The 20,095-nt window shown below is 71.6% G+C and carries 15 protein-coding genes; 12 read left to right on the top strand and 3 right to left on the bottom strand.

The features are described from left to right. Positions 1-105: 105 nt before the first annotated feature. The gene (locus ABD714_RS06230) at positions 106-1,116 is read right to left on the bottom strand and encodes an ATP-grasp domain-containing protein (RefSeq protein ID WP_344811437.1); all 1,011 of its coding nucleotides are present in this window, start codon (positions 1,114-1,116) and stop codon (positions 106-108) included. A gap of 297 nt (positions 1,117-1,413) precedes the next feature. Between ABD714_RS06230 and ABD714_RS06225 the strand changes: the two genes are divergently transcribed. The 6 genes from ABD714_RS06225 (at position 1,414) to ABD714_RS06200 (ending at position 8,499) form a co-directional block, all read left to right on the top strand. Further along, positions 1,414-2,220 carry a phosphatase PAP2 family protein gene (locus ABD714_RS06225; RefSeq protein ID WP_344811436.1) on the top strand — a complete coding sequence of 269 codons (807 nt, stop codon included), beginning with the start codon at positions 1,414-1,416 and terminating at the stop codon, positions 2,218-2,220. A 73-nt stretch (positions 2,221-2,293) separates the two neighbouring features. Next, positions 2,294-3,268, top strand: a complete 975-nt coding sequence (locus tag ABD714_RS06220; RefSeq protein WP_344811435.1) for a D-2-hydroxyacid dehydrogenase family protein — start codon at positions 2,294-2,296, stop codon at positions 3,266-3,268. Continuing rightward, the gene (locus tag ABD714_RS06215) at positions 3,265-4,173 is read left to right on the top strand and encodes a DMT family transporter (RefSeq protein WP_344811434.1); all 909 of its coding nucleotides are present in this window, start codon (positions 3,265-3,267) and stop codon (positions 4,171-4,173) included. The genes ABD714_RS06220 and ABD714_RS06215 overlap by 4 nt, the downstream gene beginning before the upstream one ends. Positions 4,174-4,200: 27 nt before the next feature. Beyond that, complete coding sequence (locus ABD714_RS06210; RefSeq protein WP_344811433.1) at positions 4,201-6,069, top strand: Na+/H+ antiporter; 1,869 nt, start codon at positions 4,201-4,203, stop codon at positions 6,067-6,069. A gap of 151 nt (positions 6,070-6,220) precedes the next feature. Then, complete coding sequence (locus ABD714_RS06205) at positions 6,221-7,570, top strand: uracil-xanthine permease family protein (protein WP_344811432.1); 1,350 nt, start codon at positions 6,221-6,223, stop codon at positions 7,568-7,570. 59 nt (positions 7,571-7,629) lie between these two features. Continuing rightward, positions 7,630-8,499 (top strand): NAD-dependent epimerase/dehydratase family protein, encoded by an 870-nt coding sequence (locus ABD714_RS06200; protein WP_344811431.1) that lies wholly within the window; start codon positions 7,630-7,632, stop codon positions 8,497-8,499. On the opposite strand, the gene ABD714_RS06195 is transcribed toward ABD714_RS06200, so the two are convergent. Further along, positions 8,496-9,383, bottom strand: coding sequence for an aminoglycoside phosphotransferase family protein (locus ABD714_RS06195; protein ID WP_344811754.1), 888 nt, complete (start codon positions 9,381-9,383; stop codon positions 8,496-8,498). The two genes, ABD714_RS06200 and ABD714_RS06195, sit on opposite strands and share 4 nt — an antisense overlap. A gap of 315 nt (positions 9,384-9,698) precedes the next feature. Between ABD714_RS06195 and ABD714_RS06190 the strand changes: the two genes are divergently transcribed. From ABD714_RS06190 to ABD714_RS06165, 6 genes are all read left to right on the top strand, one after another. After that, positions 9,699-10,664, top strand: coding sequence for a TauD/TfdA dioxygenase family protein (locus ABD714_RS06190; protein WP_344811430.1), 966 nt, complete (start codon positions 9,699-9,701; stop codon positions 10,662-10,664). 132 nt (positions 10,665-10,796) lie between these two features. Then, positions 10,797-12,401 (top strand): ABC transporter substrate-binding protein, encoded by a 1,605-nt coding sequence (locus ABD714_RS06185; protein WP_344811429.1) that lies wholly within the window; start codon positions 10,797-10,799, stop codon positions 12,399-12,401. Between the two features lie 2 nt (positions 12,402-12,403). After that, positions 12,404-13,363 carry an ABC transporter permease gene (locus ABD714_RS06180; protein WP_344811428.1) on the top strand — a complete coding sequence of 320 codons (960 nt, stop codon included), beginning with the start codon at positions 12,404-12,406 and terminating at the stop codon, positions 13,361-13,363. Continuing rightward, on the top strand, positions 13,360-14,259 hold the full coding sequence (locus ABD714_RS06175) for an ABC transporter permease (protein ID WP_344811427.1): 900 nt from the start codon (positions 13,360-13,362) through the stop codon (positions 14,257-14,259). The genes ABD714_RS06180 and ABD714_RS06175 overlap by 4 nt, the downstream gene beginning before the upstream one ends. Continuing rightward, positions 14,256-16,592 carry an arylsulfatase gene (locus tag ABD714_RS06170; protein ID WP_344811426.1) on the top strand — a complete coding sequence of 779 codons (2,337 nt, stop codon included), beginning with the start codon at positions 14,256-14,258 and terminating at the stop codon, positions 16,590-16,592. Before ABD714_RS06175 ends, ABD714_RS06170 begins: the two co-directional genes overlap by 4 nt. Then, complete coding sequence (locus tag ABD714_RS06165; RefSeq protein WP_344811425.1) at positions 16,585-18,357, top strand: dipeptide ABC transporter ATP-binding protein; 1,773 nt, start codon at positions 16,585-16,587, stop codon at positions 18,355-18,357. Before ABD714_RS06170 ends, ABD714_RS06165 begins: the two co-directional genes overlap by 8 nt. Before the next feature lie 126 nt (positions 18,358-18,483). Here ABD714_RS06165 and ABD714_RS06160 read toward each other — a convergent pair whose 3' ends face one another. After that, complete coding sequence (locus tag ABD714_RS06160) at positions 18,484-20,049, bottom strand: alpha/beta hydrolase-fold protein (protein ID WP_344811424.1); 1,566 nt, start codon at positions 20,047-20,049, stop codon at positions 18,484-18,486. Positions 20,050-20,095 lie beyond the last annotated feature (46 nt).

Below are 20,095 nucleotides of genomic sequence, written 5' to 3'. Positions count from 1 at the left end.
CGCCATGGAGGGGGAAAGAGGCAGCAAGCAGAGCCTCGGATGATGTGGCACCGGTTCTCACGGTAGGAGGCCGAACGCACCCGTCCTAGAGGCAAAGGTCCCGCCTCAGAGCTCGGCGATCCGATCGAGCTCGGCCAGCTTGTCGTTCCAGCGCCGCCGGCACATCGCCGTGAGCGCGGCACGGGAGTCCGGTTCCAGCCGCCTCGGGCGGATCGGTGCCGCCGGTCGAGCTCCCGCCTTGATCTCCACCAAATCAGCCAGGGAGCCGATGAGGTCGAGGCCGGACATCATGGCCACGTCCAGCACGTCCCCGAAGGCGTTGGCTTCGATGACGACGGGGCCCCGTTCACCGGCCATCAGGTCGATGGTGGTGAAGTCGAGACCGAGGGCAGCCGCAGCCCCTTCCGCGACGGCGATCTCCTCCGTGGTCGCCGTCGCGGCGTACGGGGCGGCACCCTGGCTCAGGTTGGATCGCCATTCCCCCCGCCGTGCCACGCGATCCATCGCGGCCTGCACGTGACCGCCGACGACGAAGAGCCGGCGGTCCCGGCCGAGCGCTCGCCCCAGCTGCTCCTGCAGCAGCAGGGGAGTCCGGTCGGACAGGCTCTGGCCCATGCTCGCGCGGAGGTTCTCGAACACCCCCGGCAGCTCGTCGGCGGTGCGCACCAGGCGGGCTTGGTTCCCTTCAGCGCCGTCGGCCGCCTTGAGCACGACGGGATACCCGAGCAGAGCCGCCCGTTCTGTCGCCGCGGCCAGGCTGGCGACACTCACGGTCCGTGGCACCGGGAGCCCGGCCCGGGCCAGGGTCACCGTCGTGGCGATCTTGTCCGCCGCGAGCAGCGTGGCCGCTGGGGAGTTGAAGACAGGGATCCCGGCGCGCTGCAGCTGCGCCGCGCTCTGCAGGGCGGTGAGGTGATCCGTCGATGTGGTCAGCATGACGGCGTCGGGCCGGCCGACCTCGGGCAGGACGGTGACCGTGCCGTCGGAGACGACGGTGGCGAGGCGATCGGGATCCACCAGCCGAGACCGGTGACCTCGCTCCGTCAGCGCGTCGTGGAGGCGGCTCGTCATGGCGTGTGACGGGTAGCCGATGATCATGATCCGGTGGGGGCGCACCCGCCCTTCCTACCCGACGCAGTGCGGACGAACCGGTCGTCGGCGCGGAGCCGCCCCCCTCGCGTCCTGAACCGGCCCGCGGCCGGCTGGTGTGGACCGGCCCAGCGGGGGTAAGGAGCCCGACGGGCTGGCGGCACACCGGTGGTCGCGGGGGACTCTGCTGGGTCGGCTGCGTCACCATGGACCGGGCGGCCCACGACCCGGGCGGCGCCTCCGACCGGCCCGCAGGACCCTCGCCGGTACGGCGTGGCCCAGGATCGGGGCAGCGATGACCGGCGCGAGACGAAGGACGTACGGATGAAGCTGGCGGACGACACGCCGCACGAGGAACGCATCGGCGATCGCGACCTGACCCGCTGGCCGTCGTGGGCCGGGCGGGGGTTGGTGCGGCTGGTCAGCCGGGTGGCGCGCAACGTGTCGGCCCACGGGGTGCTGTACCTCACGGCGGCCGTCGGCCTGGTGCTGATCGCCGGTCTCACCGCCGTGAGTGCCGGTCTGTACGACGCCGTGGTCGAGCAGGACGGGGTGTCCCAGCTCGATCAACCGGTGCTGAACCAGGCGATCGCGGACCGGACCCCGACCAACACCTGGGTGCTGACGCAGTTCACGCACCTGGGCGGGCCGGTCGGGATGACGATCATCGCGTCGCTGATCACCGTGATCATGGTGTGGCGGTGGCGCTCGCGCACGCCGCTGTTCCTGATGCTGATCGCCGTGGCCGGTTCGCTGACCCTGACCACCGTCGGCAAGGCGGTGGTGGGGCGCTCCCGGCCGCCGTTGAGCGAGGCGGTGCCGCCGTACGAGTACGCCTTCTCCTTCCCGTCGGGACACGCCCTGAACAGCACGGTCATCGCCGGCATGGTCGCCTATCTGCTGGTCCGCCGGCTGCGGACCCGCTGGGCTCGCACCCTGGCCGTGGTGGTGGCGGTGCTGTGGGCGGTCGCGATGGGTGTGAGCCGGGTGTTCCTCGGACACCACTGGCTGACCGACGTCATCGTCGGCTGGTCGCTCGGCGCGGCGTGGTTGGCGGTGGTGATCACCGCGCACCGCCTGTTCCTCACCCTGCGGGCGGCCCGCGCCGCCAGCACCAGCCCGGTCACCTGAGGCGGGTGGTCGCCCGAAGTCGCCGGCCGAGAGGCGGGGCCGACTGTCACCGGGATGCGGCATAGTGCAGCGGGTGGACATCGCCGTGCTCGACGACTACGCCGACGCCGCCCTCCAGCTCGCGGACTGGTCCGCGCTGCAGGCGCAGGGCCGGGTGGACGTCGACACCGACCACGTCGACGACGTCGACCAGCTCGTCGAGCGCCTGCAGCCGTACGGGGCAGTGGTCCTGATGCGCGAGCGGACGCCGTTTCCCGCCGCGGTCATCGACCGGTTGGACCGGCTGCGGCTGATCGTCACCACCGGCCGACGGAACCCGGTGATCGACCTGGCGGCGGCAGCCCGGCGGGGGATCGTGGTCAGCCACACCGACGCCAGCTCCAGCTCCACCGTCGAGCTGACCTGGGCGCTGATCCTGGCGCACTCCCGCCACCTGGTCGACGAGGTCGCCGCCCTGCGCTCCGGCGGCTGGCAGTCCACGATCGGCCGTGACGTGGCCGGAGCCACGCTCGGTGTGCTCGGTCTGGGCCGGATCGGCAGCCGGGTCGCCGAGGTCGGTCGCGCCTTCGGGATGGACGTGATCGCGTGGAGCCGGACCCTCACCCCGGAGCGCGCCGCGTCGTCGGGCGCGGCGGCGGTCACCTTCTCGGAGCTGCTCAGCCGCAGTGACGTGCTCACCGTCCACGTGCCCTTGAACGACGGCACCCGCGCTCTGCTGGGTGCGGAGGAGCTGGCGGCGATGAAGCCCGACGCGTTGCTGGTCAACACCTCCCGTGGTCCGATCGTGGACGGTGCGGCCCTCCGTGACGCCCTGGCCGCCGGCCGGCCCGGCGGGGCCGCTGTCGACGTCTTCGACGTCGAGCCGCCCGCCGCCGACGACCCGTTGGTCGGGATCCCTCGTGTGCTGGCCACCCCGCACCTGGGCTACGTCACCCGGGGCGGGATGGCACTGTTCTACCGCGGGGCCGTCGAGGACGTCGAGGCGTTCCTGGCCGGTGCCCCGGTCCGGGTGCTGGCGGCCCCCGACGGCCCCGGGTCCCGCCCGTGACCCGACGCGGCTGGCTGCTCTTCGTGACGTTGAGCCTCTGTTGGGGCATCCCCTACCTGTTCATCCGGATCGCGGTCACCGAGCTCGACCCGGTGGTGGTGGCGTTCGGTCGGACGGCACTCGGGGCGCTGCTCCTGCTGCCCTTCGCGCTGCGCTCCAAGGCGCTGGTGCCGCTCCGGGCCCACTGGCGATGGCTGCTGATCTACACCGTGCTCGAGATCGTCGGGCCCTGGGTGCTGCTGGGTCATGCCGAGACGCGGCTGTCCAGCTCCACCACCGGGTTGCTCATCGCGATGGTGCCGATCGTGGCCGCAGTGATCGTGACCGTGACCGGTCAGGACCGGCTCGGGCCCCGCCGGGTCGCCGGCCTGCTGATCGGTCTGGGCGGGGTGGCCCTGCTCGTCGGGCTCGACGTGCACGCCGACGACCTCGTGGCCATCCTGCAGATCCTCGGGGTGGTGATCGGGTACGCGATCGGGCCGATCATCATCAGCCGGCAGCTCGCCGACCTGCCGCCCCTCGGGGTGATCACCGCGTCGCTGCTCATCGCCGCCGTGGTCTACGCCCCGTTCGCCGTCGTGCTGCGGCCGGCGACGGTGAGTCCGGCGGCGATCGGCTCGGTGGTGGTCCTCGCGGTGATCTGCACGGCGGTGGCGTTCCTGGTCATGTTCGCCCTGATCGCCGAGGCCGGTCCGGCCCGGATGACCCTCATCACGTACGTGAACCCGGCCGTCGCCATCGGACTCGGCGCGCTGGTGCTGGACGAGCCGATCACCACCGGGCTGCTGCTGGGCTTCCCGCTCATCATCGTCGGCTCGATCCTCGGCACCTGGCGGAGTGCCCCGCCCGAGGCCACCGGCCTGGATCCGCAGGTGGTGGGAACCCCGCGCAGGGATCCGCTCTAGGTGTGACCGGGTGGCACCATTGCCCCCGTGCACATCGCCCTGAGCATCCTCGCCATCGCCGCCGCGGTGGTCGCCGTGACGGCACTGGCCGAGCGGATCCGCTTCTCGGCGCCGCTGCTGCTGATGCTGGTCGGCATCGGAGCCTCGTTCGTGCCGTTCATCCACGAGCCCGTGCTGAGCCCCGACATCGTGCTGCTGGGCTTCCTGCCGCCGCTGCTCTACGCCGCCGCCATCCGCAGCTCGGTGATGGACTTCCGAGCCAACTGGCGGCCGATCGGCTACCTGTCGGTGTCGCTGGTGCTGGTCACCGCGCTGGCCATCGGGTTGATCACCTGGTTGATCCTGCCGGTGCCGTTCGCGCTGGCCTTCGCCTTCGGGGCCGTCGTCGCCCCGCCGGACGCGGTCGCGGCCACCACCATCGCCCGCCGGGTCGGCATGCCGCGGCAGCTGGTCACGATCCTCGAGGGCGAGTCGCTGCTCAACGACGCGACCGCCATCACCTGCGTCCGGGTGGGTCTGGTGGCCATCGCCAGCAGCGTCACGGCCGTCGAGGTCGCGGCCGGCTTCGCCGTGGCCGCGTTCGGGGGAGCGCTGGTCGGTCTCGTCGTGGCGGCGCTGGCCACCGCCGTGCGCAAGCGGATCACCCAGCCCGTCTTCGACACCGCCATCTCCTTCATGGTGCCGTGGGCGGCCTACCTGCCGGCCGAGGAGATCATCTTCTCCGACTTCCACGGCTCCGGGGTGATCGCGACCGTGGTGGCCGGTCTGATCCTGGGGCACAAGTCGCCGGTGGTGCAGAGCGGCCTGTCCCGGCTCAGCGAGCGCGTCAACTGGAGCACGGTCCAGTTCCTGCTGGAGAACGCGGTCTTCCTGCTGATCGGGCTGCAGGCCCGCCAGATCATCCGCAACATGGGCACCAGCGACCTGCCGGCCGGCCGGATCGCCGTGTTCTGCCTGGCCGTCCTGTTCGGGGTGATGCTGCTCCGGATGGTCTGGGTGCTGCTCGGCCGAGCGGCCCTGCTGGGCCGGGGTCGCGAGCCCTCGCCGTGGTCGTACTCGATCGTGCTCGGGTGGTCGGGTCTGCGCGGGGTGGTCACCCTGGCCACGGCGCTGTTGATCCCGGTCGATGTCGCCGACCGCGACGTCCTGGTCTTCGGGGCCATGGTGGTGGTGGCGGGCACCCTGCTGCTGCAGGGGCTGACGCTGCCGATCCTGGTCCGACGCCTGGGCCTGCGGGGCCCGGACCCGCGGTCCGACGCTCTGCAGGCGGCCACGGTGCTGCAGACGGCCAGCAACGCCGCCCTGACCCAGCTCGACACGATCACCGGGCCGGACGACGACCCGGACGTGATCCAGCGGGTTCGGGAGCGGGTCTCCGCCCGCCCCGAGGCGCTGTGGGAACGACTCGGCACCACCGACTCCCAGACGCCGGCGGAGGAGTACCGCCGACTGCGGCTGGCGACCATCGCCACCGAGCGCTCCGAGGTGCTCCGCGTCCGGTCGACCGGCACCATCGACCACGCCGTGATCGAAGAGGTCCTCGGTACCCTCGACGTGGAGGAGTCGATGCTCACGCTGGTCAGCGAGCGGGCCGAGTTCCCCGACGAGGGAGGTCCGGTGGAGGTGCCCAGAGTGGAAGAAGGCCCGTGTCGTGACCTGGAGGACGCCCCGGCCGACGCCGCACCGACCTCGGACCGCTGTGAGGACTGCGCCCGCGAGGGCACCCGACCGGTCCACCTGCGGATGTGCCTGACCTGCGGCAACGTGGGGTGCTGCGACTCCTCGGTCGGTCGGCACGCCACCCGGCACTTCCAGCAGACCGGCCACCCGGTGATGCGCAGCTTCGAGGCCGGCGAGACCTGGCGCTGGTGCTACGTGCACGAGCGACTGGGCTGAGCCCCCGACCTCCCACCTGCCCTGACTCCCGGGCCCTGGCCGTCGACGGTGTCGACCGGCCTGTCGGGGCGGCCAGGGGCGGTGGCGCCGCTATACAGGAGTCCGTGACCCGCTGACGCGGTGATCACCCCCGGCGCGGAGAGAGACGGTCATGGCGATCAAGGACGTGTTCACCTGGAAGCTGCACGGCGACGGCCGCAGCATCAGCCCCGGCACGGTGGTGGCCCCGGACGAGAGACTGGCCTGGCCGGTCACGGTCGGCATCGGCCTGCAGCATGTCGTGGCCATGTTCGGCGCGACGTTCATCGTGCCGGTGATCATGGGCTTTCCCACCTCGACCGCGCTGCTGTTCTCCGGCATCGGCACCATGGTCTTCCTGCTGGTCACCGGCAACCGGGTGCCGAGCTACCTGGGCAGCAGCTTCGCCCTGCTCGCCCCGGTGGCGGCGATCGCGCCGCTCGCCCAGGGCCAGACCGCCCTGGACGGACCCGCGATCTCCCTCGCCCTGGGTGGGATCGTGATCACCGGCGTCGCGCTGGCCGTCGTCGGTGCCGTGGTGCACGTGGCCGGGGCGGGGTGGATCCCGCTGGTCATGCCTCCGGTGGTGACGGGCACCATCGTCGCCCTGATCGGCTTCAACCTCGCCACCGCGGCCCGGTCCAACGTGGAGTCCGGACCGACCGAGGCCGTCATCACGATCGTCGCGATCCTGCTGATCACGGTGCTGTTCCGCGGCCTGGTCGGCCGGCTCGGCATCGTGCTGGGGGTGGCGGTCGGCTACGTGGTCGCCGCGATCAACGGGTCGGTCGACCTGTCCGGGGTCGGCTCGGCTCCGTGGATCGGGCTGCCGACCTTCCACGGGCCCCAGGTCACCTCGGCGGCCTGGGGACTCTTCCTGCCGGTGGTGCTGGTCCTGGTGGCCGAGAACGTCGGCCACGTCAAGACCGTCGCCGCCATGACCGGCACGAACCTCGACCGCTACCTCGGGCGGGCTCTGTTCGCCGACGGAGTGGCCACCACCCTGGCGGGCTCGGGTGGTGGGACGGCGACGACGACGTACGCGGAGAACATCGGGGTGATGGCGGCGAGCCGGGTGTACAGCACGCTGGCCTACTGGGTGGCGGCCGCGTTCGCCGTGCTGCTCGGACTGTGCCCGAAGTTCGGCGCCCTGGCGGCGTCCATCCCGCCCGGCGTGCTGGGCGGTGCCGGGGTGGTGCTCTACGGGATGATCGGGGTGCTGGGTGCCCGCATCTGGGTGCAGAACCGGGTGAACTTCTCCTCTCCCACCAACCTGCTGACCGCGGGCCTCGGGCTGATCCTCGGCATCGGCGGGTTCACGCTCGTGCTCGGCGACTTCACCCTCGGGGCCATCGGGGTGGGCTCCTTCGGCGCCCTGGCCGTCTACCACGGCATGCGGGCGGTGGCCCGTCGGCGGGGCACCGATCCCGACCTGGACGTCAAGGCGGATCTGGTGGGGGACGACGCGTCGCTGGGGCGCTGACCGGGACCACGCGCGCGGTGTCGTCGTCCCGCTGCTCACCGGTGGGGGAGGATCACCTCATGACGACTGTGGTGGTGACCGGGGGAGCGGGCAAGCTGGGCCGCGCGTGCGTGACCGATCTGCTGGAGCACGGCTACGAGGTGGTGGTCTTCGACCGGGCCCCCGCGGCCGCCGGAGCCACCTACGTCCCGGTGGACCTGACCGACTACGGCCAGGTGCTGGACGCGCTGCTGGGGGTGGAGGAGCGCTATCAGCGGGTGGACGCGGTGGTGCACCTCGCCGCCGTCCCCGCTCCGGGCATCGTGGGTGACCACGCCACCTTCGCGAACAACATGAACGCGACCTGGAACGTCGTCAGCGCGGCGCGCCGGGCCGGGCTGAAGAAGATCGTCTGGGCCTCCAGCGAGACCGTGCTCGGGCTGCCGTTCGACACCCCGCCGCCCTACGTCCCGGTCGACGAGGACTACCCGCCGCGGCCGGAGTCGACGTACTCCCTGGTCAAGACGATGGAGGAGACGATGGCCGCCCAGCTGTGCCGGCGCGACCCCTCGTTGAGCATGATCGGGCTCCGGTTCTCCAACGTCATGGACCCGCAGGACTACGCCCGGTTCCCCGACTTCCAGGCCGATGCCGCCCTGCGCAAGTGGAACCTCTGGGGCTACATCGACGCGCGGGACGGGGCCCAGGCCGTGCGGCTGGCACTGGAGTCGGCGGTGGCCGGCTGCGAGATCTTCGTGATCGCCAACGCCGACACCGTCATGGAGCGTCCCAACGCCGAGCTGCTGGCCGAGTGCTTCCCGGACGTGGAGCTGCGAGGGGAGGTCGGGCCGCACGACACCCTGCTGTCGATCGCCAAGGCACGGCGGCTGCTGGGCTACGAGCCGCAGCACAGCTGGCGCGACCACGTCCAGGTCGTCTCGGGCACCTAGGTCCGATCCTCCTCGCCGAGGACCTCGGTGAGGGCGTGGTGCCCGACCGCGGCCAGCACCGGTTCGTCGTCGCTGTTGGCGATCAGGGCCACGGCCAACGCCAGCGCCCAGCCGCGGGCCCGGGTCCAGGTGTCGTCGTCCAGGACGTGCTCGCCGGCGTACGCGGTCCGGAGCTCGCGGCGGGCCTCGGCGTCGAAGGCCATCCAGCCCAGCGCGAGGTCGGTGGCAGGGTCGCCGGCCGTCAGGTCGCCGAAGTCGATCACCGCGGTGAGCCGTCCCGCCTCCACCAGCACGTTGCCCGGATGAGGGTCCCCGTGCAGCCACAGCGGCGGTCCCGAGAAGACCGAGGTCGCCACCAGACGCCGCCACAGGCGCTCCACCGGCGGGCGCCGCTCGACCGGGACGGCGCTCAGGTGACGGAAGAACGCCTCGGTGCGCAGGCCCAGGGGGATGCCGCGGACCGGGTTCCGTGGTGCCTCCGCCGGGGCGGGGGTGTGCAGCCGCGCCAGGAAGATCCCGAGCGGTCGGGCGTACGGGCGGCGATCACCGGGCGACACCAGGGGCAGCGGGCGACCGGCGTACCAGGGTGTGATCGACCACGGCCACGGGAAGAGCTCGCTCGGCACCCCGTGGCGGACGGGGACCGGGATGGGTGCGGGCAGCCGGAGAGCCAGCTCTGACAGCCACCGTTGCTCGTGGTCGATCAGGTCCACGGCAGCGGCTCGCCTCGGCAGCCGGACGGCGAGGTCCTCGCCGAGCCGGAAGATCACGTTGTCCCAGCCGTGGGCGACCTGCCGGAGCGGCGCGGCCGCCAGATCCGGGTGCTGCGCCCGTACCAACGACGCCAGCTGCTCGACCGAGAGCGCGATCTCGGCGGGTGGCATCTTCACGGTGGTGATCCTACGAAACCGCTGGTCGTCTCGACTGACGAACAACTGTCTTGTCAGGTGAGACCGCCTTGAACGCTGTTCTCGATATTCCCTAGTGTGTAGCCATGGATACCAGGGAAATCGCCGACCGAATGTGTCGGTCGGGCGGGCAGCCCTGCTGTCGTCGCCGCTGAGCGACCGACAGCCCGAGTCCTGCTCCGCGCCGCCCGAGGGCAGCGCCACCCCTCTGTTTCGCACACCGGGCCGGACTCTGTCCGCTCGACCGCACTCGACCCCAGACCACTGTTGATCTCTGCGAAAGGACCCCCCATGACCATCACCCAGGACCGCGCCACCTTCAGCATCGGTGACCTCGACCTCGCCGCCGACGACTACTCCCGGATCACCGTGCAGAAGGTCGCCGAGTCGATCGGCGCCCGCATCGGAGGCGTCCGGCTCGGTGGCGATCTCGACGCCGAGACCGTCGCCGAGATCCGCCGCGCGCTGCTCCAGCACAAGGTGATCTTCTTCTCCGGACAAGATCACCTCGACGACACCGCCCAGTACGAGTTCGCCGGTCTGCTCGGCGAGCCGACGTTGCCGCACCCGACGGTGCGCGGCAACGAGCACGGCGTGCTGCCGATCAACTCCGACCACGGCAAGGCCAACAGCTGGCACACCGACGTCACCTTCGTGGACCGCGTCCCCGCCATCAGCGTCCTCCGGGCGATCGAGCTGCCGGCCTACGGCGGCACCACCGCGTGGGCGAACACCGTGACCGCCTACGACCGGCTGCCGGTGGCGCTCAAGGCGCTGGTCGACCGGCTGTGGGCCGTGCACACCAACCTGTACGACTACGTGGCCGAGCGGGACGAGAAGCGGATCGGTGGCATCGACGTGGCGGAGCAGGCGTACCGCGACGAGTTCGCCTCCCAGGTGTTCGAGACCGAGCACCCGCTGGTCCGCGTGCACCCGGAGACCGGCGAGCGGGCCATCCTGGCCGGCCACTTCATCAAGCGGATCGTGGGGCTCAACACCCACGACTCGACCGACGTCTTCAACCTCATCCAACGGCACGTGACGCGGCTGGAGAACACGGTGCGCTGGAGCTGGAGCCCGGGCGACCTGGCCATCTGGGACAACCGGGCGACGGAGCACTACGGCGTCGACGACTACGGGAACCAGAAGCGGGTCCTGCACCGCATCACGCTGGCCGGCGACGTCCCGGTGAGTGTGGACGGGGTCGCCTCCACCCCGCGCAAGGGCGACGCCTCGGCGTTCTCGTCGCTGACCTGAGCCTCTCGTACCTGGCGGGCCGCGGGGGAGACCCCGTGGCCCGCCGCCAACGCCGGCGCTGCCCGCTCACTGCCAGCACCCTCACCCCCTGACCCCGGGCGGCAGCCTGCCCGGATTCCGAAAGGCCGATCCATGTCGACCCCCACCCGCCCCCTGACTCCCGGCACGCTCAGCCGGCGCTCGGTGCTCCAGGGCCTCACCGCCCTCGGCGTCGGCGCCTCGTTGTTCGGTGCCGCCGGCTGCGAGTCGGCCGTCAGCCAAGCCAACGCCTCCGGCGCCGCCGGCACACCGCAACGGGGTGGCACGATCAAGGCGGGCATCGCCCAGGACGTCATCCCGGGCAACTTCCTGACCAACTCCAACACCGGCATCACGGTGATCATCGGGCTCGCCTACGACTTCTTGATCAGGTACCCCAACGACAAGGTGGAGCCGACCCCGGCCCTGGCCACCGCCTGGCGGCTGGCCGAGGACGGCCGATCGCTCACGCTGGACCTCCGCGACGACGTCACCTTCCACTCCGGCCGTCCGTTCACGTCCAAGGACGTGGAGTTCTCGATCAAGACCTACGCCGACCCCCTGTGGACCGCGCAGCTGCGCAGCACCGCGGCGGCGATCACCTCCTTCGACACCGGCGAGGCACACACGATCACGCTCGGCTTCGAGCATCCGCTGGGCAACGTGTTCGACCTGCTGGACACGGTGCCGATCCTGGACTCCGAGTCGATCGACGAGCTGCGGACCGGAGCGAAGTTCATCGGCACCGGTCCGTTCCAGGTCAGCGGCTGGAAGCCCAACACCTCGATCGGCTTCACCCGCAACGAGCGGTACTGGGTGCCCGAGCGACCGTACGCCGACGCCGTCGACGTCACGATCATCCCCGACCCGAAGGCCCTGCTCGCCGCGCTGAAGTCCGGGCAGGTCCAGTTCGCCAACGGACTGAGCAGTCTGGACGTGGAGAACCTGACCAAGGGCGACGACTTCACCAAGATCCGGCTCGAGGGCGCGGAGAAGCAGCTCTACGTCGGCTCCAACGTGACGGCCAAGCCGTTGGACGACGTCCGGGTGCGGCAGGCCATCGCCTACGCGGTGGACAAGGACCGGGTGGTGTCCGACGTGGTGCGTGGAGCCGGCTACACCGCGAGTCTCCCGTGGCCGAGGTACTCGGCCGCCTTCGACGAGGCCGCCAACGCCACCTACGCCCGCGACGTGACCAAGGCCAAGACGCTGCTCGCCGAGGTGGGCACGATCCCGACGCTGCCCCTGACCTACCAGACCGGTCCGCTGCAGGAGGCTCTGGCCGCCATCGTCCAGTCCAACCTGGCCGACATCGGCATCACCGTCGAGCTCGACCCGGTCGACGGGGCCCAGTTCGTGAAGCAGCTGATCGGGGCGCAGTTCAAGGGCCTGTGGATCGCCATCCACTCCTGGGCGCAGTACACCCCGTCCACGCTGACCGTGAGCGCGTACCCGTTCAACGCCCACAAGAACGCCTCCCGCTTCGAGTCCCGGGACTACGTCGCGGCGGCCGACGCCGCCTGGGAGATCCCGGACGGCGCTTCGGCCGAGGCGGTGGCGGCCTACCGGACGGTGTCGGAGCAGCTGCTGGACGAGGTCTTCCTGGCGGAGATCGCCATCTACTGGGAGCAGTGGGCGTCGTCGTCGGCCCTGCAGGGTGCCGGCTACACCAAACGCTCGGAGCTGCTGCTGACCGACGCCTACCTGACCACGGCCTGATCATGGTCCGCTATCTGCTGCGCCGGCTGCCCTCGGCCGTGGCGGTGCTGTTCGCCGCGTCGGTGTTGATCTTCGCGATCATCCGGGTGGTGCCGGGTGATCCGGCCAGCACCCTGGCCGGCCCGGACGCCTCCCCGGACACGGTGGCGGCGATCCGGGCCGACCTGGGCCTGGACCAGCCCCTGCTGAGCCAGTACGTCACCTGGCTCGGTCACGTGCTGACCTTCGACCTCGGTCGCTCCTACCTGATCGGCGGCCAGATCGCCGACCTGGTCACCGCCGGTCTGGGCAACACGCTGTGGCTCACCGGCGCCGCCCTGCTGCTCGCCATCGCGAGCAGCGTGATCACCGCGCTGCTCTGGGTGGGGGTGCCGTCCCGGGCCCTGGACGCGGCGCTGACCGGGTTCAACACCATCGCCCTGGCGCTCCCCACCTTCGTCACCGGCGTCATCCTGGTGCTGGTGTTCGGGCTGCTGCTGCCGATCCTGCCGACCGGCGGGGTGCCCCCGAAGGGTTTCCTGGCCGACCCGGACATCGCCGTCCAGTACCTGATCCTGCCGGCGGTCTGCCTCGCCCTGCCGGCGTCGGCGGGGCTCACCCGCTTCCTGGCCGAGAGCCTGCGGACCGAGCTGGCGGCGCCGTACGTGACGACGGCACGGGCCGCCGGGGTGCAACCGCGCCGGCTCCTGGTCGCGCACGCCCTCCCGGCCGCCCTGCCGACCTACCTGACCGCGCTGGGCCTGCAGGCGGGTTCCCTGCTGGGTGGGGCCGTCCTGGTCGAGGCCGTGTTCAGCTGGCCGGGTCTGGGTCAGCTGGCCGCGCAGGCGATCGACCGACGCGACTACCCGGTGGTGCAGGTCCTGCTGCTGCTCTCGGTGGCGGTGTTCGTGGTCATCCAGCTGGGCACCGACCTGGTGCACGCCTACCTCGACCCGCGGGTCCGCATCGGAGGACTGACATGACCTTGGACGTACGCGAGCCGGTGGCGGTCGTCGACCCGGTGACCACCGTGCCGCTGCCCGTCGCCGGTGACCCGGGTCGCCGCGGTTCCCGGCAGCGCCTGCTGCACGGGCGCGGGCTGGTGGGTCTGGTCCTGCTCGGTCTCCTGGTGGCGCTCGCGGCCCTGGCGCCGTGGTTGGCGCCCTACCCGCCGAACGAGCAGATCGCCGGCGCCAACCTGCTGCGGCCGAGTGCCGACCACCTGTTCGGCACCGACCACGTCAACCGGGACGTGTTCTCCCGCACGCTCCACGGGATCCGCACCGACCTGGTGATCGTCTTCGTCGCCGTGCCGATCGGCGCGGTGCTCGGCACCCTGGCCGCTCTGCTGGGCACCGTGGTGGGTGTCGTCGACGTGATCCTGCAACGGGCGTTCGACGTGGTGCTGGCGTTTCCGACCCTGATCTTCGCGATCGGGCTGACCGCGGTGATCGGACCGGGATCGCTCACCGTGATCATCGTCATCGCGGTGCTGGAGACCCCGATCTTCGCGCGGCTGCTGCGCAGCTCCATCCTCAGGGTGCGCGCGCTGCCGTACGTGGAGACCGCCGAGGCCATCGGCGCCGGCCGGCCGTGGGTGCTGCGTCGCCACATCCTGCCCAACGCCGCCGAGCCGCTCGGGGTGCAGCTGGCCCTCTCGCTCTCGCTGGCCGTGTTCGTCGAGTCCGCCATGAGCTTCCTGGGCATCGGCGTGCGACCGCCCCAGCCCTCGTTGGGCTCCCTGATCGCCGACGGCATCGACTACGTGGACAGCAACGTCGGCTTCGTGCTCGGTCCGCTGGTCGTGGTGGTGATCTTGGTTCTGGCCCTGCAGCTGATCGCCCAGGGCCTCGGGGCCGCGCGGCGGGTGGCCCGATGAGCGCGCCGGAGGACCGCGACGACCCGTACGCCGGCTTCCCGGGCCGCATCGGCCGGACGATCTCGGAGTCGGAGCCGGCCTGGCCGGAGGAACCCACCGCCGCCGTGGGCAGCCCGAACGTCGTGGTGATCCTGGTCGACGACCTCGGCTTCGCCGACATCGGGCCGTACGGCAGCGAGATCGCCACCCCGCACCTGGACCGGCTGGCGCGGGACGGGGTGAGCTTCACCGACTACCACACCACGCCGCTGTGCTCGCCGAGTCGAGCGGCCCTGCTCACCGGTCTGAACCCGCACAAGGCCGGCTTCGCCTACCCGGCGAACGCCGACCCCGGCTACCCCGCGTACGCCTTCACCCTGCCGGACAACGCCCCCACGGTGGCCGAGACGCTGCGCGACCACGGCTACGCGACCTTCGCGCTCGGCAAGTGGCACCTGGCCGGCGACCGGCTGCAGCACGACGGCGCCGACAAGGGGTCCTGGCCGTGCCAGCGGGGTTTCGACCGCTACTTCGGCAGCCTGGAAGGCTTCACCTCCCTGCACGCCCCGCACCGCCTGGTGTGGGACAACTCGCCCTATCCCGTCCAGGAGCACCCGGACGGCTACTACCTGACCGACGACCTGACCGAGCGGGCGCTGGACATGATCACCACGCTGCGGGCGTCCGACCCGGTCAAGCCCTTCCTGCTCTACCTCGCGCACGCGGCGGTGCACGGACCCGTGCAGGCCAAGGAGTCCGACATCGCCGACTACGCCGGGGTCTACGACGCCGGCTGGGACCACATCCGCTCGGAGCGGTTCCGACGCCAGATCGACCTGGGTCTGTTCGGTGACGACACGGTGCTGCCGCCGGCCAACCACGAGCCCGGTCTGGACGTCCCGCCCTGGGACAGCCTCGACCATGATCAACAGCGACGCTTCGCCCGCTACATGGAGGTCTACGCCGCGGCCGTGCAGGCGGTGGACGCCAGCACCGGGCGGCTGATCGAGCACCTGGAACGCCTGGGCGAGCTGGACAACACCATCATCGTGTTCACCTCCGACAACGGCGCCACGGCCGAAGGAGGGGCCGAGGGCACCCGCAGCTACTACAGCCAGTTCGCCCACGTGGCCGGGTTGCCGGACGACTGGGACCGGGACGTCGACCGCGATCTCGAGCTGATCGGGGGCCCGCAGACGACCGTGCACTACCCCCGCGGCTGGGGCCAGGCGTCCAACACCCCGTTCCGGCTCTACAAGGCCCACACCTTCGCCGGTGGCATCCGGGCACCGCTGATCGTGCACTGGCCGGCGGGTGCGCTGCTCGGGGCGGGGGACGACGGTCTCCGCCGGCAGTACCTGCACGTCACGGACCTGACCCCCACCCTGCTCGACCTGCTCGGGATCGCACCGCCCGACCACCGGCACGGTCGGGTCGCCCCCGCGCTGGACGGGGTGAGTGCCGCAGGCCTGCTGCGGGACCCGGGGGCGGCGTCGGTCCACGGGGATCAGTACACCGAGACCGCCGGTCAGCGGGCGTACCAGAGCGGGCACTGGAAGATCGTGACCCGCCACCGACCCGGCACCGCGTTCGACGACGCCGAGTGGCAGCTCTACGACCTGAGCGGCGATCCGACCGAGACCACGGACCTGGCCCCTGTCCGCCCGGAGGTGGTGGCCGAGCTGGCCGCGGCGTGGGAGAGGGCGGCCTGGGCGAACCGGGTGTTCCCGTTGGACGACCACGGGCCGGCGTCCGGGCGACGTCGCCCGGACGACGCCCGGTTCGGTGACCCGGTCACCCTGCGGCCGTTCGGCGGCACGGTGGAGCGCTGGCGATCGGCGCAGCTGGTCCAGCACCGCGACGTCGCGATCACCGCCTCGTTCCGGCTGGCCGCCGGAGACGCCGGGGTGCTGGTCGCGCACGGCGACCAGGGCGGCGGCTACCTGCTGGCCGTCGACACCGACGACCGAGGTGAACCCGTGGCCTGGTTCGGGGTCAACGCCTACGGGGTGATGCACCGCACGCCGCCGATCGGACTGGCGCTGGGGGAGTCCGAGCTGCTGGTCCAGCTGCAGGTGCGGCCACGGTTCCGGCTCGACGTGCTGCTGACCGACGGGCGGGCCGCATCCACCCTGACCGATCTGCCCCAGTTGGTCGGCATGGCGCCGTTCACCGGCATCAGCGTCGGCGCCGACCGGGGTGGACCGGTCGACTGGGAGGTCCGTCGCCGCGCGGGCAGCCACCCGTTCAGCGGGGTGCTGCACGCCATCCACTACCGCCCGGGGCCGCTGTCGGCGGACGCGCCGGCCGAACGGGCCCGGGTGTGGGCCGAAGGAGTGAGGATCTATGACTGACCTGGACCCGGACCTGGACGGCCACGCCGAGCCGACCGCGCCGACCGAGGTGCCCGGGCCCCGACCGGTACGGCCCGACGCCGTGCTCCGGGTGAGCGAGCTGGGCGTGCGCTTCGGCTCGACCACCGCGGTCGACACGGTGTCGTTCTCGGTCGACCGCGGCGAGATCCTCGCCCTGGTGGGGGAATCCGGCTCCGGCAAGACCGTGACCGCCCAGGCGGTGCTGGGTCTGCTGACCGGGACGGCCACCGCGCGGGGCTCGGTCCAGCTGACCTCCGACCCGGCCCGGCGACCGGCGGACCGGGAGCCGAACCTGCTCGACGGACCGGCCGGGGTGGACGCCTGGGCCGGCGTGCGCGGCCGGTTGGCGGCGATGGTGTTCCAGGAGCCGCAGACGGCGCTGAACCCGGTCAAGACCGTGGGCTGGCAGCTCGCCGAGTCGCTGCGGGCACACCAGCGGATCCGCCCCGGCGGGGCTCGTCGTCGTGCGATCGAGCTGTTGGCGCTGGTGGGGATCCCCGAGCCCGAGGTGCGGGTCGACGCCTATCCGCACCAGCTGTCCGGCGGCCAGAAGCAGCGGGTGGTGATCGCTCTGGCGCTCGCGAACGACCCGGTGCTGCTGATCGCCGACGAACCCACCACCGCGCTCGACGTCAGCGTGCAGGCCGAGATCCTGGCCCTGCTCGGCGAGCTGCGGGAGCGGCTGGGCATGGCGGTGCTGCTGATCACCCACAACATGGGCGTGGTCGCCGACCTCGCCGACCGCGTGCTGGTGATGCGGAACGGCCGGATGGTCGAGCGGGGGGAGGTGGTCGCGTTGTTCAGCGCTCCGTTCACCGACTACACCCGGGAGCTGCTCGGCTCGGTCCCGCGGCTGCGGGTCGTGGCCCGGGACGCGCCGGGGATCGAGATCGACCTCGGCGCCGAGCGAGCCGTCGTCGCCTCCGCGTCGCCGACATCGACTCCGGCGCTGTCGTTCGTGGACGCCGTCGTCGACTACCCGGGCCGGTTCGGCCGGCCCGGCTTCCGGGCGCTGCACGCGCTCACCGTCGAGGTGGCACCCGGCGAGGTGCTCGGCGTCGTCGGGGAGTCCGGATCGGGCAAGTCGACCCTGGGTCGGGCGGCCCTCGGTCTGCTGCGGCCGACCAGCGGCCGGATCGAGGTCGCCGGCTCCGACATCAGTGCGGCCGGTCGCGCGGAGCTGCGCCGGCTCCGGCGCCGGATCGGGGTGGTGCCGCAGGATCCGGCCAGCACCCTGGACCCGCTGCTCAGTGTGGGGGAGAGCGTCGCCGAGCCGCTGCAGGTGCACCGCGAGGCCTCGGGTCGGCTGCTGCGCCAGCGGGTCGCCACCCTGTTGCAGAGCGTCTCCCTTCCCAGCCGCTACGCCGAACGGCGGCCGCACGAGCTCTCCGGCGGGCAGCGTCAGCGGGTCGCCCTGGCCCGGGCCCTGGCACTGCGGCCGGACCTGCTGATCGCCGACGAGCCGACCAGCGCCCTGGACGTCTCGGTCCAGGCTGCCGTCCTGGCCGAGTTCGCCCGGCTGCGGGCCGAGCTCGGCTTCGCCTGCGTGTTCATCAGCCACGATCTCGCCGTCGTCGACAGCGTCAGCGACCGGGTGCTGGTGCTGCAGGACGGGCGTGCCGTCGAGTCCGGCCCGACCGACCGGGTCCTCGGGCGTCCGACCCACCCGTACACGCGGGCGCTGTTGACCGCCGTCCCGATCCCGGACCCGATCGAGCAGCGGGCTCGGCGACACGCGAGCTGATCCTCGTCGGTGTGAGCACCGTCCGGACGCAGCGTTGCCCGGCCGCCGGAGGGCGGACGGGCAACGCATCGTGCGGCAGGGTGATCGGCCGATCTCGATCGGCTGCTGCTGATCACCCGATCATGATCAGTCGACGGTGACCGTGCGGCTGCTCCCGTTGAACAAGGCGTTGCCGGAGTACCTGACGGTGACCTGCTGCCCGGGCTGAGCGGTCACGGTGATGCTGACGCTCTTGCCGGTCAGCTCCTGGGGGGCGCCGACGACCCTGCCGTCGACCAGGAACTCGACGCGGCCGGTCGGGCTGACGGTCGACGTCTTGGCATCGGCGGCCACCTTCGCGGTGATCTTGACCTTGCCGTTGTTCTTCTGCGCGACGGTCAGGTTCGTCGTGGTCGCCTTGAACGCCACCCGACGCAGGAAGTCGTTCAGCTCCATCCGCCAGATGTCCCAGCTGTGGATGCCCGGCTGGTTGAAGGCCACGACGTTCACCCCGGCGGCCTTCAGGCCCGCCTCCCGCTGCAGCGAGGACAGGTTGATGTTGGCCAGCCAGTCCTGCAGGCCGGTGCCGATGTGGACGACCTCGACCTTCTTCATCGCCGCCAGCTGAGCCTCGGTCGGTGCGACGTAGGTGCCGGCGGCGGCACTCCACAAGCCGTAGTAGGCGAACTGGTCGGTGGTGTTGAACAGCAGGTAGTTGGCCCGGCCGCCGCCGGCGGAGAGCCCGGCGAACGCACGGTCGGACGCCCGCTTGGAGACGTTGAGGTTCTTCTGCACGTACGGGATGACCTTGGTGGTGATCTCGGTGGCGTAGCCGGCGGTACCGCCGGGGATGCCGTTGAAGTTGGTCATGACCACGACCGACGGCTGCATCCGGCCCTCGGCGATCGCGTTGTCGAGGATGTTGCCGGCCACCCCGGAGTTGCTCCAGTCGTACTCGTCGCCACCGGCGCCGTGGCTGAGGTAGATGGTGGGGTAGGGGGTGGACCGGTTCTTGTTGTAGCCCGGGGGTGTGTAGACACTGAGACCCTGGGTCCCGGCGGTGCTGGTCGACGGGTAGCTGTAGTGCTGGAACGTGCCCCGGTCAGCGGCGTCGGAGACCGGCGCCTCGACGTACTTGTCCAGCGTGCCGTAGCTGCGGTCGCTGGGGACGTAGACCTGACGGTTGGGTCCACCCACGTCGTCGGGGTTCCAGACCGGGTTGGCGGGATCGGGGATCCGGGGGCAGCCGGTGCCGGCATCGGAGGCGCAGTTCACGACGAAGGCGTAGTTGAAGGTGCCCGACGGCAGCGGCGAGCGGTAGGTCCAGATGCCGTCGGCGTCCTTGGTCATCTCGTACACGGTCCAGCCGGCCCCCTCGCCGGAGAGCTTGATGCCGGGCACGTCGCCGGGCTCCCACTGGCTGCCGGGCTTGGTCTCGGCCGCGGTTCCGCTGGTGATCAGGGCCGGGTCGGAGAACGTCATCTCCGGGGCGATCTGCACCCGGCTGGCGCCGTCGTTCTTGTACCGGATGGTGACCTCGTAACCGGTCGGGGGGAGACCGGTCTTGGAGACGGTCGGGCCGAGCGGGGCGGCGTCGTCGGCCGCGGCCGGGGTGGCCGGGACCAGGGCCGAGCCGCCGACGAGGGCGGCGGCGGCCACCATGGTCGGTAGCCACCGGCGCAGGCGGGGCCGCGAGGGCGTGCCAGAGGACATGCAGAACTCCTTGGGGTGGGGTGAGCGACGCCGACCAAGTGGTCGG

The organism is Microlunatus aurantiacus (genome assembly GCF_039536605.1).
GTDB lineage: Bacteria > Actinomycetota > Actinomycetes > Propionibacteriales > Propionibacteriaceae > Microlunatus > Microlunatus aurantiacus.
This window is presented reverse-complemented; position numbering and strand designations above follow the sequence as displayed.

What these genes read in the sequence shown, in the direction of transcription:
- ABD714_RS06180 (WP_344811428.1), top strand. Translation starts at nt 12,404, where the DNA reads ATGGTCCGCTATCTGCTGCGCCGGCTGCCCTCGGCCGTGGCGGTGCTG.
- ABD714_RS06175 (WP_344811427.1), top strand. Translation starts at nt 13,360, where the DNA reads ATGACCTTGGACGTACGCGAGCCGGTGGCGGTCGTCGACCCGGTGACC.
- ABD714_RS06185 (WP_344811429.1), top strand. Translation starts at nt 10,797, where the DNA reads ATGTCGACCCCCACCCGCCCCCTGACTCCCGGCACGCTCAGCCGGCGC.
- ABD714_RS06200 (WP_344811431.1), top strand. Translation starts at nt 7,630, where the DNA reads ATGACGACTGTGGTGGTGACCGGGGGAGCGGGCAAGCTGGGCCGCGCG.
- ABD714_RS06170 (WP_344811426.1), top strand. Translation starts at nt 14,256, where the DNA reads ATGAGCGCGCCGGAGGACCGCGACGACCCGTACGCCGGCTTCCCGGGC.
- ABD714_RS06160 (WP_344811424.1), bottom strand. Translation starts at nt 20,049, where the DNA reads ATGTCCTCTGGCACGCCCTCGCGGCCCCGCCTGCGCCGGTGGCTACCG.
- ABD714_RS06190 (WP_344811430.1), top strand. Translation starts at nt 9,699, where the DNA reads ATGACCATCACCCAGGACCGCGCCACCTTCAGCATCGGTGACCTCGAC.
- ABD714_RS06165 (WP_344811425.1), top strand. Translation starts at nt 16,585, where the DNA reads ATGACTGACCTGGACCCGGACCTGGACGGCCACGCCGAGCCGACCGCG.
- ABD714_RS06205 (WP_344811432.1), top strand. Translation starts at nt 6,221, where the DNA reads ATGGCGATCAAGGACGTGTTCACCTGGAAGCTGCACGGCGACGGCCGC.
- ABD714_RS06225 (WP_344811436.1), top strand. Translation starts at nt 1,414, where the DNA reads ATGAAGCTGGCGGACGACACGCCGCACGAGGAACGCATCGGCGATCGC.
- ABD714_RS06195 (WP_344811754.1), bottom strand. Translation starts at nt 9,383, where the DNA reads ATGCCACCCGCCGAGATCGCGCTCTCGGTCGAGCAGCTGGCGTCGTTG.